This is a genomic window from Bremerella sp. JC817, assembly GCF_040718835.1.
GTDB lineage: Bacteria > Planctomycetota > Planctomycetia > Pirellulales > Pirellulaceae > Bremerella.
The window spans coordinates 264,337-281,228 of record NZ_JBFEFG010000259.1 but is presented as its reverse complement, the minus strand read 5'-3'; the positions used below and the strand labels follow the sequence as shown (position 1 = coordinate 281,228).

The 16,892-nt window shown below is 57.5% G+C and carries 11 protein-coding genes; 10 read left to right on the top strand and 1 reads right to left on the bottom strand.

What is annotated here, in order from left to right:
- The first annotated feature begins 102 nt into the window (after window positions 1-102).
- From AB1L30_RS06255 to AB1L30_RS06210, 10 genes are all read left to right on the top strand, one after another.
- Window positions 103-1,509 carry an HlyD family efflux transporter periplasmic adaptor subunit gene (locus AB1L30_RS06255; protein ID WP_367012574.1) on the top strand — a complete coding sequence of 469 codons (1,407 nt, stop codon included), beginning with the start codon at window positions 103-105 and terminating at the stop codon, window positions 1,507-1,509.
- Between the two features lie 12 nt (window positions 1,510-1,521).
- On the top strand, window positions 1,522-4,971 hold the full coding sequence (locus AB1L30_RS06250) for an efflux RND transporter permease subunit (RefSeq protein ID WP_367012573.1): 3,450 nt from the start codon (window positions 1,522-1,524) through the stop codon (window positions 4,969-4,971).
- A gap of 41 nt (window positions 4,972-5,012) precedes the next feature.
- Window positions 5,013-5,927 (top strand): hypothetical protein, encoded by a 915-nt coding sequence (locus AB1L30_RS06245; protein WP_367012572.1) that lies wholly within the window; start codon window positions 5,013-5,015, stop codon window positions 5,925-5,927.
- A 72-nt stretch (window positions 5,928-5,999) separates the two neighbouring features.
- Window positions 6,000-6,335 carry a hypothetical protein gene (locus tag AB1L30_RS06240; RefSeq protein ID WP_367012571.1) on the top strand — a complete coding sequence of 112 codons (336 nt, stop codon included), beginning with the start codon at window positions 6,000-6,002 and terminating at the stop codon, window positions 6,333-6,335.
- A gap of 394 nt (window positions 6,336-6,729) precedes the next feature.
- Entirely contained in the window at window positions 6,730-7,605 is an 876-nt protein-coding gene (locus AB1L30_RS06235) for a DUF1559 domain-containing protein (protein ID WP_367012570.1), read from the top strand.
- A 124-nt stretch (window positions 7,606-7,729) separates the two neighbouring features.
- Entirely contained in the window at window positions 7,730-8,170 is a 441-nt protein-coding gene (locus AB1L30_RS06230) for a hypothetical protein (RefSeq protein ID WP_367012569.1), read from the top strand.
- Between the two features lie 482 nt (window positions 8,171-8,652).
- On the top strand, window positions 8,653-9,621 hold the full coding sequence (locus AB1L30_RS06225; protein ID WP_367012568.1) for a DUF1559 domain-containing protein: 969 nt from the start codon (window positions 8,653-8,655) through the stop codon (window positions 9,619-9,621).
- 63 nt (window positions 9,622-9,684) lie between these two features.
- Window positions 9,685-11,235, top strand: a complete 1,551-nt coding sequence (locus AB1L30_RS06220) for a DUF1549 domain-containing protein (protein WP_367012567.1) — start codon at window positions 9,685-9,687, stop codon at window positions 11,233-11,235.
- A 33-nt stretch (window positions 11,236-11,268) separates the two neighbouring features.
- Window positions 11,269-12,558 carry a DUF1501 domain-containing protein gene (locus tag AB1L30_RS06215; RefSeq protein WP_367012566.1) on the top strand — a complete coding sequence of 430 codons (1,290 nt, stop codon included), beginning with the start codon at window positions 11,269-11,271 and terminating at the stop codon, window positions 12,556-12,558.
- The gene (locus tag AB1L30_RS06210) at window positions 12,555-14,081 is read left to right on the top strand and encodes a hypothetical protein (RefSeq protein WP_367012565.1); all 1,527 of its coding nucleotides are present in this window, start codon (window positions 12,555-12,557) and stop codon (window positions 14,079-14,081) included. The genes AB1L30_RS06215 and AB1L30_RS06210 overlap by 4 nt, the downstream gene beginning before the upstream one ends.
- Window positions 14,082-14,166: 85 nt before the next feature.
- Here AB1L30_RS06210 and AB1L30_RS06205 read toward each other — a convergent pair whose 3' ends face one another.
- Complete coding sequence (locus tag AB1L30_RS06205; RefSeq protein ID WP_367012564.1) at window positions 14,167-16,068, bottom strand: hypothetical protein; 1,902 nt, start codon at window positions 16,066-16,068, stop codon at window positions 14,167-14,169.
- Window positions 16,069-16,892 lie beyond the last annotated feature (824 nt).

Sequence of the window (16,892 nt, the reverse complement as noted above, 5' to 3'; positions counted from 1 at the left end):
CGTGCCCGCCTCTGCTTCCGCCGATCGTTGATGTGATGTCCTGAAGTTCAGGATGGTCTTTTCGCGGGTGCGTTTGCCTGCGTTGCTCTGGAGATTAGATCGATGCGTATTCCCGGACCTCTGCACGCTATTTTCGTAGCGCTGGTTGTCGTTGCGGTTGTGGTCGTTGCCTATGCAACTCGAAGGCAGTGGCTGCCTTCGTTGTCGGCCTCTGCCGAGCCGGACGAAACTGCTGCGATGCCAGCCCCGGTTCAAGAGCCGAAGGTGCTGAAGCTTTCATCGCAAGCGCGAAAGAACTTGAAACTAGTGGCGAAACCGGCCAGGCCGCAGACTTACTGGCGAACGATTCAGATCCCTGGGATCGTCGCCGATCGCCCCGGCGAGACCGATCGTGGAATGACGTCGCCCGCCGTAGGTGTCGTCACCGAGATTCACGCGTACCCTGGTCAAACGGTGCGTCCTGGCGAAAAGCTCTTCACCTTGCGGCTGTCGAGTGAGTATCTGCAGAACACGCAGAAAGAGTTGTACACGACCACGAAAGAAAAGCAGATTGTCGAGGAGGAACTGACCCGTCTGCGGCCTTTGGCGGCCAGCGGTGCGTTGCCAGGGGCTCGAATTATCGAGCTTGAAAGTCAGAAGCGTCGACAGGAAGCGTTGATTCAAAGTCATCAGCAAGACCTGCTGGCTCGCGGCCTGACCTCGCAGCAAGTCGATCAGGTCGCCCAGGGCGAGTTCGTTCCGACCGTGACCGTGATGGCGCCTCCGTTTCACTCAGCAACCCAGCCGGCCGCAGATGAGCCCGTTTCGGATGATTTGTCAGCGATCGATCACAGCATGGTTGCCTACGAGGTGCAAAGCTTGAATGTCGATCTCGGGCAGCAAGTTCAGGCTGGCCAACTCTTGGCGACGCTGGCCAATCATTTGCGGCTTTATATCGAAGGGCATGCCTTCAAGCGGGAGGCCCCGTTCCTGGAAGATGCGGCCCAGAACGGGTGGAATTTGACGGTCGAATTTGCCGAAGACCAGCCGAAGCATTGGCCACAACTCAATCAGCAGTTCGAGATTCAGTATCTCTCCAATGCGATCGATACCGACAGCCGGACGTTCGATTTTTACGTTCCGCTGACCAATCAATCTCGGCTGTACGAAAAAAATGGCGAGACCTTTATCGTCTGGCGATTTCGGCCAGGGCAGCGCGTGCGACTGCATGTGCCGGTCGAAGAACTGCAGAATGTGCTGGTCTTGCCGACAGCGGCGGTCGTGCGAGAAGGCCCCGAGGCATTTGTATTTCAGCAGAACGGCGATTTGTTCAATCGTATTCCGGTGCATGTGCTGCACGAAGATCGCATGAACATCGTGCTTGCGAACGATGGCAGCGTGATCCCTGGTTTGTATCTGGCCCAGAACGGAGCCGCGTCGCTCAATCGTGTGCTGAAAGCCCAAGCGGCCAGCGGCGTGCGAGCGGACGTGCATGTTCACGCGGACGGAACGGTTCACGCCTCACACTAATCGGAATGTCTCATGCTTAATGCCGTTATTCGTTTCGCGCTGCAGTATCGATTGCTGGTAGTGGTCGTCAGCCTGGCGATGCTCGTCTATGGTTCGTACCTGGCGACGCAAATGCCGATTGATGTCTTTCCGGATCTCGACCGCCCGCGCGTCATCATCATTACCGAATGCCCTGGCCTGGCGACCGAAGAAGTGGAAACACTGGTCACCCAGCCGATCGAGATCGCCCTGTTGGGGGCCAGCGGCGTGCAAGCGGTGCGCAGCCAGTCGACCGCCGGCCTCAATGTGATTTATATCGAGTTCGACTGGGATACCGAAATCAAAACGGCCCGGCAAACGGTGCAAGAACGCCTGGCAACACTCGGTGGTATTTTGCCGGGAGGCGTACGACCGCAGATGACGCCTCCTGCTTCAATCATGGGGCAGATCGTCGTTGCCGGGATTTATCGACAACAAGGTCCGCGCGGGGGCGAGCTCTACCCGATCGGCAAGAGCGGTCTGCTGGCGGAAATTACGTTCGATGAATCGGGACAGCGTTCGCTCGAAGTGTGGCGGCCGACGGTTCGACATAACGTCGATCGTTGGGAGAAGATTTCAGCCGAGGTCGTTCGCTGGAATGACGTGCCAGACGACGCGACCTCTGCGATTGCCATCACGCCAACGGTAACGCTGAAAATCGATGGCCAGACGCACGAAGTGGAACTCCCGTCCGAGGCATCACGCCAACTCGCCTTACGCACCGTTAGCGATTGGGTGATTCGCCCGCGGATCTTGAAAGTGACCGGCGTGGCCGAGGCCTTCGTGCTCGGTGGTGATCGAAAACAGTATCAGGTCCGCATCGATCCCACGGCATTACTTGAATATGACGTCACGCTGCAGGAAGTCGAACAGGCCCTCAAAGAGAGCAACATCAATACCAGCGGCGGGTTCGCGGTGACGGGGGAAACGGAACGCCCAATCCGAATTCTGGGGCGGCTTGGCCCTGAGCCGCAGCGGGTGCTGTACGACCTGAGCCAGGTCCCGATCAAGTTCGATGGCGATCGACCAGTGCTGCTGGAACAAGTGGCACGGATCGTCGAAGGAGCCGAGTTCAAGCGAGGCGACGGTAGCGTCAACGGCCGGCCAGGCGTGGTGTTCACGATCGTCAAACAGCCGCATGTTGATACGCGCGGATTGACCGAGCGACTGGAGTCCGCCTTTGCTCAGTCGGAAGAATCCCTGCCGGCTGATATCGTAATCAACCCCGAACTGTTTCAGCTGCGCAACTTCATCGATCGAGGGATCTTCAACGTTGGCGAGGCCTTGGTGATCGGGGCGACGCTGGTGATCATCATTCTGTTTTTGTTCTTGCTGAACTTCCGCACGACGTTCATTACCCTCACGGCCATTCCGTTGTCGTTGGTAATCACGACGTTCATTTTTCGGCTGATCGGTTTTGTGTCTGGTTCCGAGCTTTCGATCAATGTGATGACGCTGGGGGGAATCGCGGTCGCCATGGGGGAACTGGTCGACGATGCGATCGTCGACGTCGAGAACATCTTCCGCCGCTTGAAAGAAAACAACGCCTTGGAGGTTCCTCGGCCAGCGATTCAGGTTGTGTACGAGGCAAGCAAAGAGATTCGTAGTGCGATCGTATTCGGCACGGCGGTGGTCATCCTCGTGTTTCTGCCCCTGTTCGCACTGTCTGGGGTCGAAGGCCGACTTTTCACGCCGCTGGGCGTGGCCTACATCGTTTCGATTCTCGCGTCGTTGTTGGTCTCACTAACGGTCACACCGGTGCTGTCGTACTATTTGCTGCCAAATGCCCCGGCGACTCATGCCGAGCACGATGGCTTTTTGCTGCGGTCGCTCAAGTGGATGGCGAGCTACTTGATTCGTTTCAGCTTGAAGGCCCCTGGCCTGCTGCTGATTCTCACTTGGGTCGGTGTGGCATTCGCTGGCTGGCAGATGGCGAATCTCGGGAAGAACTTCCTGCCCGAGTTTGACGAAGGGAGCGTGCAGATCAATGTGACGCTGCCCCCTGGTTCGTCGCTTGATGCCTCGAACATGGCATCCGGTTTGATCGACGCCAAGCTGCGCGAGATGCAGAAGTCCGACCGCAATCCGGACGGGGCGATTCTGCATTTCGTCCGTCGAACGGGACGGGCCGCGATGGATGAACATGCCTCGCCAGTGAACGCGGGCGAATACATCTTGAGCATGAATCCCGATGCGCAGCACGAGCGAGACGAGATTATCCATCGCTTGCTCGAAGAGTTGAGCGACGAGGTCCCAGGCGTCTCGATTGAAGTCGAGCAACCCCTCGCGCACTTGATCAGTCACATGGTCTCTGGCGTCTACGCGCAGATTGCCATCAAGATCTTCGGCGACGATATCGACAAGCTGCAAGAGCTATCGGAACAGGTCAAAGCGAACATCCAGCAAATCGAAGGGGTCACACCTCCGGTGATCGAACCGATTCAGCAGACCGAAGAATTGCACATCGACCTGCGAACTGATGACCTGGCGTTCTATGGCATTACGCGAGGCTATGTTGCCTCGGTGCTGCAAACGGCCCTGCAAGGTGAAGTCGTTTCGGAAGTGCTGGAAGGTCAACGCCGGTTCGACTTGCTCATTCGTTTGGAAGAAGAGCATCGGACGGACTACGCCAACCTCGGTCGGCTGCGGATCGATCTGCCGAACGACCAGGGGCAGATCGAACTTCGCGAGATCGCGAACATTGGCCCTGGGGCTGGTCCGAATGCGGTCAATCGCGAGAATGCTCGGCGACGAATGGTGATCCGCTGCAATACGCAAGATCGCGATCTGGCCAGCGCGGTGGCCGCCATTCAAGCACGTCTCGATCGGCAGATCGACCTGCCCGAGGGCTACTTCATCGAATATGGCGGGCAGTTTGAAAGCCAACAACGAGCGACCCGGACGATTTTGATCCTGGCGGCCGTTTCGGTCGTGGGGATGTTTGTCGTGCTGATGGTCTTGTTCCCCTCGGTTCGTGTCGTGCTGCAGATTTTGAACGCCTTGCCGACCGCGTTCATCGGAGGTGTGTTGGCCCTGGTGATTACCGATCAAACCCTGACCGTGGCTAGCCTGGTCGGGTTCATCTCGCTCGGCGGGATCGCGGTCCGCAACGGCATTCTGCTGGTGACGCATTACTTCCATCTGATGAAGGAGGAAGGGGAAGACTTCACCCAGGAAATGATCGTCCGGGGAAGTCTCGAGCGTCTGGCCCCGGTGCTAATGACTGCCCTGACGGCTGGCATTGGCTTGTTGCCGCTAGTGATCGGAGGGCAGGAACCAGGTCGCGAGATTTTGTATCCGGTGGCGACGGTGATCCTTGGCGGATTGGTCACATCGACCTTCTGCGAGTTCCTGATTCACCCGGGCATCTTCTGGAAATTCAGCGGCCAGGAAGCATTGCAACTGGCCCGTGCGGAAGAGTCTGGCGAGGAGATCATTCCTTAAACCAACCCTTTTGATAAGCACCCTTTTCAAGGAGCAATAACATGAAACGCAATCTCCAAAACTGGTTCCCTTTGCTCGCGGTAATCGCGGTCGCAGGATTCCTGGGATGCAGTAGCGAACCGGCCGGGCCCAAGGTATCTGTCGGTGGCGAAGAAGAACATGGCCATTCGCATGGACCTGGCGAACACAATCACGACCATGGCGAAGAAGGTCATGGGCATGCCCCGGGTCCGCATGGTGGAACGCTTGCTGATTGGGGCGGTGGTACCTTCCATGTCGAGTTCACCGTCGATCATGCTCAGAAGCAGGCCACCGTCTATATCCTGGGTGGCGACGAGAAAACGCCTTCCCCCATCGATGCCGAGTCGGTGTTGCTGACGATCCAAGATCCTGCGATGCAAATCGATCTGGCTCCCCAGCCGCTGGCCGATGATCCAGAAGGAAAGGCATCACGTTTTGTTGGCACGAACGAGGGCCTGGCAGCGGTTAAAGAATATGCCGGGACCTTGAGTGCCGCAGTCGATGGCACCCCTTATGCTGGCAACTTTCAAGAAGAAGCCAGTGGCCATGCTCATGGGCACTCGCACGGTCCCGACGATGCCTTGGTCTGGGAAGGTGAACCGAAGCAGCACGCCGGCATGACCATCAAGTTGGGGCATCACGGCAGTCATCTCCATAAAGGGGAAGAAGTCGAACCAGCCGTTGCCGTTACCCGTGATGGAAAGCCCGTCGACAGCTTGAAGGTGTTCAATGCCTTGGTGACGGCCGATGGCAAAACGGTGCTGGCCGAAGAAGTCGCCACGGTCTACGAACCAGAAACCGACGAGGAGCCAGCCCACTACGCCCAAGGTGGTTTGATGATTCCAGACTCAGCGGAAGCGGTTGCGATTCGATTCCGGATTGTGCCGGCTGAAGGCGACCCGGTTTCGTATGACGTGCCGATCGCCGTCGAATAGTCTTCCGCCTGCGAATGCTCGCCTGGGGCGATGGTGCCCTGGGCATTGAGTTTCCATGGAAAGAGGTGTGCCATGTTGTTCCGTGCGATTGTCGCTGGTTTGGTGGTCGCGGTTGTTTCGCAAATTGCCGACCGGTTCCCCCGCCTTGGCGCCCTTTTACTAACGCTGCCGATCGTCAGCATCGTGGCGTTTGTCGCCGTCTGGTGGAAAGACCAGGACGTGGGAACGATCACGCGGCTGTCGCGTGAAACGCTGATCTTGGTTCCGCTTGGTCTCCCCTTCTTCGTGCCGTTGGCGTTTGCCGACAAGCTTGGGCTGGGCTTTTGGGGAGCCTTCGCGCTGGGTATCGTTCTGGCGTCAGCCACGATTGGGCTTTGGTTCGCTTTGGGACCTAAATCTGTCGGCTAACTTCTGCTCTCCCACGGCCTACAGAGAAGCCGCTTTCGTGATGCGTTCGTTCGACGGAGGGTTGACAATCCGTTGAACTACAGGGGTTATCCGGTGCCCGAGAAACGACCATGTTGCGGATAGGCGCGATCTGCGACGCGTTTTCCGTGTTCTTCTCCATACGGCGTTTGTGGCTGGGATGAAGTCGTCCTAATATCTCTGGAAACTTCCTTCGAAGTTCGTATGAAGTCTTTCGCGAGTCCAGGTGGTGGGGCGAAATCCAATAGTTGGAACCATCTGGGGCCGTCGATCTCCCATCGGCATTACACGGCGGGAAAGTGGTTTCTCAATCACCACTCGCCTTCCTATCATTTCCCATCGTTGCCTTCCGTTCGTGCAAGGGCCTTGATTCTTCATGCCAAAGACACAGCCAAGGCGGCGTGGATTTACACTGGTGGAATTGCTGGTGGTGATTGCGATCATTGGGGTGCTGGTTGCCCTGTTGTTGCCGGCGGTGCAACAAGCCCGCGAAACCGCCCGGCGCATGCAATGCACTAACAATCTGAAACAGATGGGCGTGGCGCTGCATAACTATCACGATACCTTCCTTGCCTTTCCCATCGGGCAGTTGAAGCATAATCACTTCGGCAACGACTGGGACCCAACGGTCTGGTCGGCCGCGATTTTGCCCTTCATGGAACAGCAAACCGTTTACGAACGGATCCAGCAGGAGTGGGCCGCTCGCAACTGGGAGTTCGACCGCGGTTCGGACGGTGTCGGCGCAACCGTGATTCAGGCGTATGTCTGCCCTGCTGACCCAGGCCCAGAAAAGCAACAGGAATACCACCAGGACATGGCCAAGTCGAACTACAAAGGCTGCCTCGGCAGTTCTTTGCCAGCCGACAACGACTACGCGCGTTCAACTGTGAATGGCATGTTCGGCACGAACTTTTCGACTCAGATGCGAGATGTGATCGACGGCACCTCGAACACCATCTGCGTTGGCGAAGTCGACTCGGCCAAGAACCTGACGGGTCGCTATGCGACCTGCTGGGTGGGGACTGATCATGTGGGCTGGCACGACCGAGCCCTGGGGCTGGCGGACGACGCCTATCCGATCAACAAGTTTGGCGGCAGTCGGCCTTATCGTGCTTACGGTTCTTTCCATGTTGGTGGAGCGAACTTCTTAATGGTGGATGGCAGTGTGCGTTTCATGCCAGACGTGATCAGCGGCACGCTTTACGAAGCGTTCGGCACCATCGCCGGCGGTGAAGTGGCGACCGTGCAATAGTCACGATCCCCTTCGTAAATCGTTGCCCCATGGGCTTCGGCTCCCGTGCGCGGAACCGGGGGCTGAATCCTTTCATCTTTTGGTTTCGGTCGGCCAATCGTTCATTACTAGGTAGCAAACTGGCATGAAGACAAATCCCTTCCAAAAGTGGTGCATTGTCGCTTTCGCGTCGGTCGCGATCGCTGGATGCTCGCAGAAAAGTGGTCTCGACGTGCAGCCGGTCCATGGGCAAGTGACACGCAACGGTCAGCCATTGGCTGGGGCGGTGGTCGAGTTCTATCCCAGCCAGGGACGTCCTTCGAATGGGACTACCGATGACTCGGGAAACTATCAGATGCGATTTACTCGCGAAGAGATGGGTGCCTTGTCGGGGATTCACACGGTGAAGTTCTTTGTGACCCCGGACGCAGATAAGCTGCGGATCAGCACCAAGGGAATGTCGGCCGAAGATGCCGACGCCACGATGGCCCGGGCAATGGAGCCATGCGAACTCAAACATACGCAGCAAGTCACGGTCGAAGCAGGCGACAATCGGTTCGACTTCGATCTGACGGGCTTGGAGTAACATCGCTGGTCAGCGTGACCTCGGAGCGTGCATCCCACGAAGTCGAGGCCGCCATGTGACCCCGTCAGGCACTCTTTTAAACGGACATATCCGAGCCACATTACCTCCTGCCGACTGGTGTACTCCCCAGGCTTTTCGGTGGAGGCGTGTCATTTGAAACGACGTTCATGTCGCGCTGGGTGACATCGGTCAGCGATGCGTCAACGTGTTGTCGAATGGCCTTCTGCCAGACCGGAACATTCCGCGAAATTGTTTAAGGCCGATTCTTCGAGCGTTAGACCCTTTCAATCGCCAGCCTTGGATCCGTGGCCTCCAGGCGAGGGGATTCGCCACTGCGCGGGGTATGGAAGTTGCATACCTGTCGAGGGTTAGGGCTGTTCATCCCCACACTGTTGGGATGCTGCCCGAACACGGCATGGTCTTCCGGAACGGCCTTGCCTGCTCGACATCTCGCACTGGTCATTGCAAAAGAATCGTTGGATATGAAACGCACTGCCCGCGTTGGTTTTTCGTTGCTGGACGCAATCGTCGGAACTTGTGTGCTTGTGCTGGCAGTCGCCATCGCTTTGCCTGCATTAAAGATGGCATCGGCCGACGCCGCGAAGCAGACCTGCACCAATAATCTGAAGACACTCAGCAGTGCCTTCCAGCAATACAGTGGCATCCGCCAAGGCTTTCCGCCTCGTCGAACGGGTCTCGGCGGCAAGCTTCCCTTTGGTGGTTGGGGCGTGCAAATCATTCCCTTCATCGAGCCGGAGTTGGCCGATGCCTTCAACCCGGACTACGACTATTACGACCCGATCAATCAGGACGTCAGTCGCCAGACGGTCGATGCGTTCCTTTGTCCTGCTTCGCCCAAAGATCGCAAGCTGGTCGTGACCGCGAGTGCCTCGGTTAGTTCGCGAAACACCGACCGGGCCTCGGTCTTCAGCTTCGAGCCTGGTCTGAACGACTTCATTTCCTCGAACGGCATGCGAATGCCCAGCACCGGCTATGGCGTGAACTGGCCTTCGGGCACGCGTGGCAATCGTCACCAGGCGATGACCGACGATGTTACCGTTCCGTTTCACCTGGTCTCGGACGGGCTCTCCAATACGCTGCTGATCGTCGAAAAAGCTGGCCTGCCGGATCCATGGCGTGTCGGCAAGATGACCGGCGAAGGTTCCCCGCTGGGGGCCGAGCTTTCGCGCGGGGCGTGGGCTGGCTTCGGGAGCATTCAATTCTCGGCCTTCGACCGCGAGACGGGCGAAGATCGCGGTAAGGGAGATGCGTCCGACTGCGCGGTGAACTGCAACAACTTCTTCGGCATCTACGGATTTCACCCCGAAGGAGCGAACATCTTGCTATGCGACGGCTCAGTTCGTTTTGTGACGCCAGAACTTGACGGGCTCACCTTCGCCCGACTGACGACTCGCGACGATGGCCAGCCAATCGACCCGACCTCGTTCTAGTCGCCGGCCCAAGTGTCGCGTTGAATCTAGTTTTTGTTTGTTGAATCGAAGTAAGAATATTAGATGGCTCGAACGACTTTGCTTGGCAGCGTCCTTTGGTTGTGCTGCATCTCGATGGCAATGGCCGAAACGCCTTCCGCTCCGCAGTTGGCCAATCGAATTGACCAACTGCTGCACGAATTTCAACAAGAAGAGAAAGTCGTTCCGTCGCAGCAGTCTTCCGATCCGGAGTATTTGCGACGCGTTTATCTCGATCTCGGCGGTCGCATTCCCACCGTGGCGGAAGCTCGCGAGTTTCTGAAAGACGAGTCTCCCGATAAGCGGCAGCAGTTGGCCCACAGGCTCGTTCGTTCCGGAACGCATGCACGGCAGATGGCAACCTTCTGGCGCCGCACCTGGATCCCGCAAACCGATACGCAAGAGTTTCGTGATCTGACCGGCGAGTTCGAAACGTGGCTGACGCTGCAGTTCGCCAATGATGCTCCTTACGATCAGGTCGTCCGCAAGATGCTGACCGTTAACATTCCGGACGCGGAGATGGATTCGCATACCGGTGCTTCCGCCGCGATGGGAACACCCGAAAGCTTTCTGACCGCCAGCCAGCGTTTGCCATCGAACCTGGCGGCGAATACCACCCGGGCGTTCCTCGGACTGAATCTCGATTGTGCTCAGTGCCACGATCATCCGTTCAGCCGCTGGACCCAAGAGCAGTTCTGGGAGACCGCCGCCTTCTTCGCACGTCCGAAGGCTGGCGATGACGTGACGGCCGAGAAGTTCGAGATTGAACTGCCGGAGTCGACCGTGATGGTTTCCGCCACGCTATTCACCGGGGATGAAGTTCCTTGGCCGGAAACGATGACGCAGGATAGTGGACGAAAAGCTCTTTCCGATTGGGTTACCGGTTCAGGCAACCCTTACTTCGCCAAAAACGCCGTCAATCGACTGTGGGCTCACTATTTCGGGGTCGGCCTGGTCGAGCCGCTCGACGATTTATCAGAAGACAACCCGGCGCTGCAGCCGGAGATTTTGGACGAACTGGCGAACGCCTTCGTTGAAAGTGGCTACGACCTGAAACTGCTCAGCGAAGCGATCGTGCTGACCGAAGCGTATCAACGCACCAGCCGTGTTTCAGCCGGCGAAGAACGGGACGTCGATCTGAAAAGCTACGCACGGATGCCGGTGCGTGGAATGAGCGGCGAACAACTTTATCAAAGCATTCGCACGGCCGCCGGCATGAAAGCGGTTCGCGACGATATCGATCCGACCCGTGGCCGCGATGATGGATCACGATTTGTCAGCAGCTTCTTCGTCGAAGATGCCGCCCACGCGGAACGATCGATTCTGCAAGCCCTCGCCTTGATGAATGGGGATACGACCGCCGAGGTCATCGACACCGAGCACAGCCCGATGCTGCGTGTGTTGGCCGATGCCCCATTTTTGAGTACCTCGCAAAAGATCGACACGCTGTTCCTGGCAACGTTGGGACGTAAGCCCGATGCCGAGGAAGTCGAACTGTTCACGACCCATCTGAAGGAGTCGGAGAACCGCAGCGAGGCACTCAGTAACTTGATGTGGGTGCTGATCAACAGTGCCGAATTCAATACGAATCACTAAAGACGATTTCTTTTCCGGCCTTGGAGTAACAACATGGCTCGTTCGTATCAACTGACTCGCCGCGATTACCTGCGCATGGCCGCGCTGGGCGTTGGCCTGGGAAGTGCCAACAGTTGGATTGGTTCACTGGCGGCAGAAACCGAAGGCCAGACCAAGACCAATAAGGCAGTGATCCTGCTGTGGCTTGGGGGGGGGCCTGCCACGATCGATATGTGGGACTTGAAGCCCAACTCGCCCAACGGTGGTGAGTTCAAAGAGATCGCGACAGCGACGCCGGGCGTGAAGATCTCGGAGCATCTGCCGAAGCTCGCCGCTCAGTCGGAAGATCTCGCGATCGTCCGTTCCATGCATAGCAAGGAAGGCGATCATAGCCGAGCGACTCAGTTTGTGCGGACCGGCTACGTTCCGCAGGGGGCGATCAAATTTCCAACGTTAGGTGCCCTTTGCTCGCATGAGCTTGGCAACCGGGAACTCGATTTGCCAAGCTTCGTCAGCATCTCGCCAGGTCGAGGTGGCGGTTCGCTGGGTGGTGGCTTCCTTGGGCCAGAGTTTTCGCCCCTGGTGATCGGTGGCGAAGGTCGCGACAGCACCGACCTGGTCGTACCGAACATGCAGCGTGGCGAGAATGTCACTGACGAGACCCAGTCGCAGCGACTCGATCTTCTTCGCAGGATGGACAATCGCTTCCAGAGAGATCGTTCCGGTCAGGTCGTCGACGCACTGGAGACCGCGTCGCAGAAGGCCATTCGCCTAATGCGTCCCGAAGCGGCTGCTGCGTTTCGCTTGGAAGATGAACCAGAACCGCTGCGGGAAGCATACGGCCGCAACACGTTCGGCCAGGGCTGCTTGATGGCACGCCGACTTATCGAACGAGGGATCACCTTCGTCGAAGTCAATCTGGGTGGCTGGGACACGCACAACGAGAACTTTGAACGGGTCGCAGAACTTTCGGCGACGCTCGATGTCGGCTTCTCGACGTTGCTCAACGATTTGAAATCGCGCGGCATGCTCGACTCGACCGTGGTCATCTGCCAAGGCGAGTTCGGTCGTACGCCGCGCATCAACGGCCGCAGCGGTCGCGACCATTGGCCCCATACCTGGTCGACCGTGTTGGCAGGTGGGGGAATTCAAGGTGGTCAGGCCCTGGGGGCAACCAATGCGGATGGCGTCGAAGTCGCCGACCGACCGGTGACCGTGCCCGATGTGATTGCCACCGTTTGTAAGGCGATCGACATCGATCCGATGAAACAAAATCAATCGAACGTCGCCCGTCCGATCCGCATTGCCGATCCGGAAGCGAAGCCGATTGAGGAACTTCTATGAGAACGAAGATCTTGGCCTGGGGGCTCGCCGCAGGGCTTTCCTTCAGCGGTCTTTCCAGGGCATATGCCGACGATGTGGCTGCCACGCTGGAGTTGGCGGTGCTCCATTCCCAGGGGCTGCAGCGGATTGCGTTGCCGATTGCCAAGGGGGATCGAACCTACCAGCAACTTTGGGATCAGAAGTTCGCCGCGATCTTCGACTACTGCGATATCGACAGGAACGGCACATTAAATCAGGCCGAGGCTGCTCGGCTTCCCGCCGCTGCCGCACTGCGCGAAGCAACCTACAGTGGGTTCGCCCCGGTGATCAAGTCGGCGCCCAAGTGGGAGGATCTCGGAGCTACCGAAGAAGGCAGCATCACGCGAGAACAACTTGCCGCGTACTATCGCAGCCACGACGTCGGCCCGCCGATGATCGGTTTTGGGGTCGCTCCCTTCACGAATGATCTTACCGCTGCCCTATTGGCCCGTCTCGATGCCGACCAGGATGGCATGGTAAGTCGCGACGAATGGAGCAAGGCGGAAGCAGTGCTCGATCAGCTCGACCAGAACGACGATCAAATGATTGGTGCTGGCGAACTGGTGGCGGGGGTGTTCTATCCTGGCACGTCGGCCAGCTATCTACTGCAGGTCGCCAGCGAGGACCGCCCTGCCCTGGCCGAAGCGATGTACGCCTTTCCGGTCAGTCGTTTGCCGCAACAGCCTGGCAACACCGCGTGGTCCCAGCGACTGCAATCGCAGGCCGGCTTTCCAAAGTCGTTGCGCGAAGCCTCGCCAGACCAGTTGTGGAACGTGCAGCTTTTCGTCGACGATCAAACGCAGTCGATCGTGGTGGAGGGCGTTGGTGAGAAGGGTCCGCAGACCGAACTGCCCTGCGTGAAGCTTGGCGACACGTGGCTAACGGTTCGCAGCGACCCAGGCCAAATGGCGGAGCGGCTGGAAGGCCTGCGTATATCGAGCCTGGAGCAGTTCGCCGAATCGGACGAAGATCTGGACGGTGTCCTTTCTCAGGCTGAGTGGTCCGCTTCTGGCAAGGGTTTTGGTTCGGCCATGGTCGCCATGATGGATCGCGATGGCGATCAGCAGCTTACCAAGGCGGAGCTGGAAGGTTGGCTCACACTGCAAGGCGAAATCGCTTCCGGATTGGTGATGGTGACCATCGTCGATTGCGGAAATGGCGTGCTCGAACTGCTCGACACCGATCGTAACGGCGCCCTCTCGCGACGCGAACTACGACAAGCAGTCGCTCGCCTGGAAGCAGTTGGATGCGTTCAGGGCGACACGGTCGATCTGAAACGCCTGCCACGGCAACTGCTGTTCACCATTAGCATCGGTCCGCCCGACTCGGTGCTTGGCAAAATTCAGCGTCGCGGCCCTGATTGGTTTCTTTCGATGGACCGGAACCAGGACGGGGACGTTTCGGAAGCGGAGTTCGTCGGCGGAGCGGAAGCCTTCCAATCGCTCGACGCGAACGGCGATAAGCTGATCACATTCGAGGAAGTTGAAAACCTGAAGGTGGACTGAGGTTCGCTTCCATCATTCATAGAAAGAGCCCGCAGGTCGGAGTCGATCTGCGGGCTCTTTTCGTTGGGAATTGTGTCAGATCGGCTTAGTTCTGAGCAGTCTGCTTTGGCGTGGCCTGAGGGGCCGGCGACCTGGCATCGCTGCTGAAGGTTTCCGATTCGAGTGCAACCAGTTTGTGGTAAGCATCGATCGTCTTGGCGTCGGTGCACACGGTCAGGTTCAGCACCAGGGCACGCGTTTCGAGCCAGTACTTCAGGCGTTCCAGCTTCACGACATCCAGATCGAGTCGTTCGGCTTTGCCTTGAGCTTCTTCCATGGCTTTCTCGGCATCACGAAGCTGCGAGTATTTCTCGTGCTGCATGATCGTTTCACGCATCTTTTCGCCATCTTCCTTCAAGATCGATTCGAGATCTGGGTGCCATGGGCTGGCCAGTTCTGGCCACTTGTTGCGGACATCTTTATTGATGGCCATCTTCGCTTCGAAAATATTCTTGCGAGCTTCGCCCAGGTCCTTGTCCAGCTTCTTCTTTTCCTCCTGCTTCGTTTTGATCAGCTCTTCAGTCACTTTGCCCAGAGCTGGCTGCTTGAGATCGAACTGACCTGCCAGGCCTTCGATCACGGCTTTCTCACAGGCATCGGCACCGGTTAGCAGCACGGCCAACGGAGAATGAATGGTCAGCAGGCCTTCTTGGCCCGAGGCCTTGCTGTAGTGCCGCAGCAGCGTGTCGGAAGTACGAATCGGAATGTCGATCGTGTCGGCGGTCAGCACGGTGTAAGCGTGCGCTTCCAACATCGAGGTGTGACCATCGTTGTTGTAGTCGGGCTGGCTTACGGCACTGCCGGTTCGCGTTTCGCCGGAGAGGGCTTCCCAGAAGTACGACGAGTATTCGCGGTATTCGGCCTGGTCGATGTTCGGTGTGCAACCAGCAGCGACGCGGTCAGGTACGGTCGAAAAGAATCCGCAACGAGGCTGCTCTGCCAGGCCGTTGGCTGGGTCGCCCCCTTGGAAGATCATGTTGCCAAAGCCACCACTATAGCATTGCACCATCACGGCAACGACTTCGGTATCGGCCGGGAACTGGTCGAGGAACTCGGTCCATTCTTTGACCGACATTTCTTCGTTCGGCCAGAGGTGCGTGAAGTTATCCGAGTCGGTCAGCGACTTCGGCTTTTCTTTTTCCTTCGCAGGTTGCTTGGCTTCCTCTTTGGCGGACTTGGCTTCTGCTTTCGGTTCTTCCTTCTTTTCGTCGTCGCAATTCACCGGATCTTTCGGCATGGTTGCGTCTTCGGTCGCGGGATCTTCTGCTCCGGTTTCCGGGGATGGTGGCGTTTCAGGAGCCGCTTCTTCCTTTGGCGGTGCTTCGACTTTCACAGGGTCCGTCGCAACAGCTTCCGGCTTGGCAGCTTCTTCCGTTTTGGCTTCTGGTTTCTCTTCAGCCTTGGTTTCCGCGGCTGCTTCGTCTTCCTTCTTCGCGGGCGTTGGTTCACCGCGCGAGCGACGTGCACGAGGCTGAGAGCCTGGTCTAGGCCGACCGCCGTGACCGGTGAAGTAAATCACCAGGCGATCGTCTTTCGTCAAACGTTTGGCGAACTGTTCCAGCGTTTCTTCGATCACGGCAGGTTCCGCGGGACCGTTGACACCAGGAATCGAGTTGCTGCGGTAATTGAATTCAAAGCCATTGCTGGGACCAACCACTTCGGCCAGCAGCGACTTCAAGTCTTCGGTACCCTTCTCGCGCGCCATGTACTGGATGTCGCGGATTTCGTTGTTGCCGTCGGCGAACAGTATTTGATGCTCGACGTTTTCAAGGCCTAGCTTGCCGAGGGTTCGTTGGAAATACAGAACGTTGTTTTCCAACGAGATTTGATTGCCCGACGGATGAGGGCCACCGCCGATGGTCAGGATGTAATCACTCGCAGCGACTGGCCGAGCATTGCCGACCAGCAGCATCGTCACGAGAGCCAACAATGAGATTTTCAAACGCATTCTTCTTGCTCGCTAAGGATGGTGACAGTCGATAGCACTTCCTTGGCCACGGACCGTCATGGTTGGAAAAGGGGATTCCATTGCTGGGGTGCAAAGGAGCCTCTGGTCCGGTCAGCGAAACGCTGAAACACATTGCCATCGTCAGCCAATGTAAGTGGTTGGCTCGTCACGTTGGGGCATGAGCAATGCAAGTTGCCGCGTCAGTTGGGCAGACGACGGCGGACCTTTAGCGTGCTATCAATTTTGATTGACGCGGCGGCAAGCGCGAATCACCTGAGTATGGCGGAAACGCAAAATTGCGCAAAATAATATGTTGTCGATGCGTCAGGACCGGAACCCGATGTTCGTGTGGGAAGATCGATCACCGACGGCTAGCACCACAAGATCTTGTGGTTGGCGGGTAAGCTTTAACGATTACCAAGCAGCCAAGAAATTGCCCAAATTCACACTGGAAGTGACCAAAGGTGTCATCCGACGGGGCCATCATGTGCAGGCGGGATGAATTCCGGGTAAGAGATCCATAAAGTTCCAAAAATTTGCCACGGAGTGTGCTGTCAGTCTCGGCCAAGTACTAGATCTAGTGCTTGCATTGGCTGGTTGCTTCTAAGTGTCGTGTTTGTAGGCACTTGTGGTTAGGAATCCATCCTTAGACGGATCGTCCCGCGGCGTGCGATAGCACTCTTTGCTAGCGACATGCTTGTGGAAAGCAATGTCGGATGTTGCTCTTACTTGTTGGCTAGCAATGGGTTATGGCATGTGAAGATAATGTGGTTGACGCGTTCTGCTACCACGATATATTGGGCTCCCGTCGTCGGAAATGACTC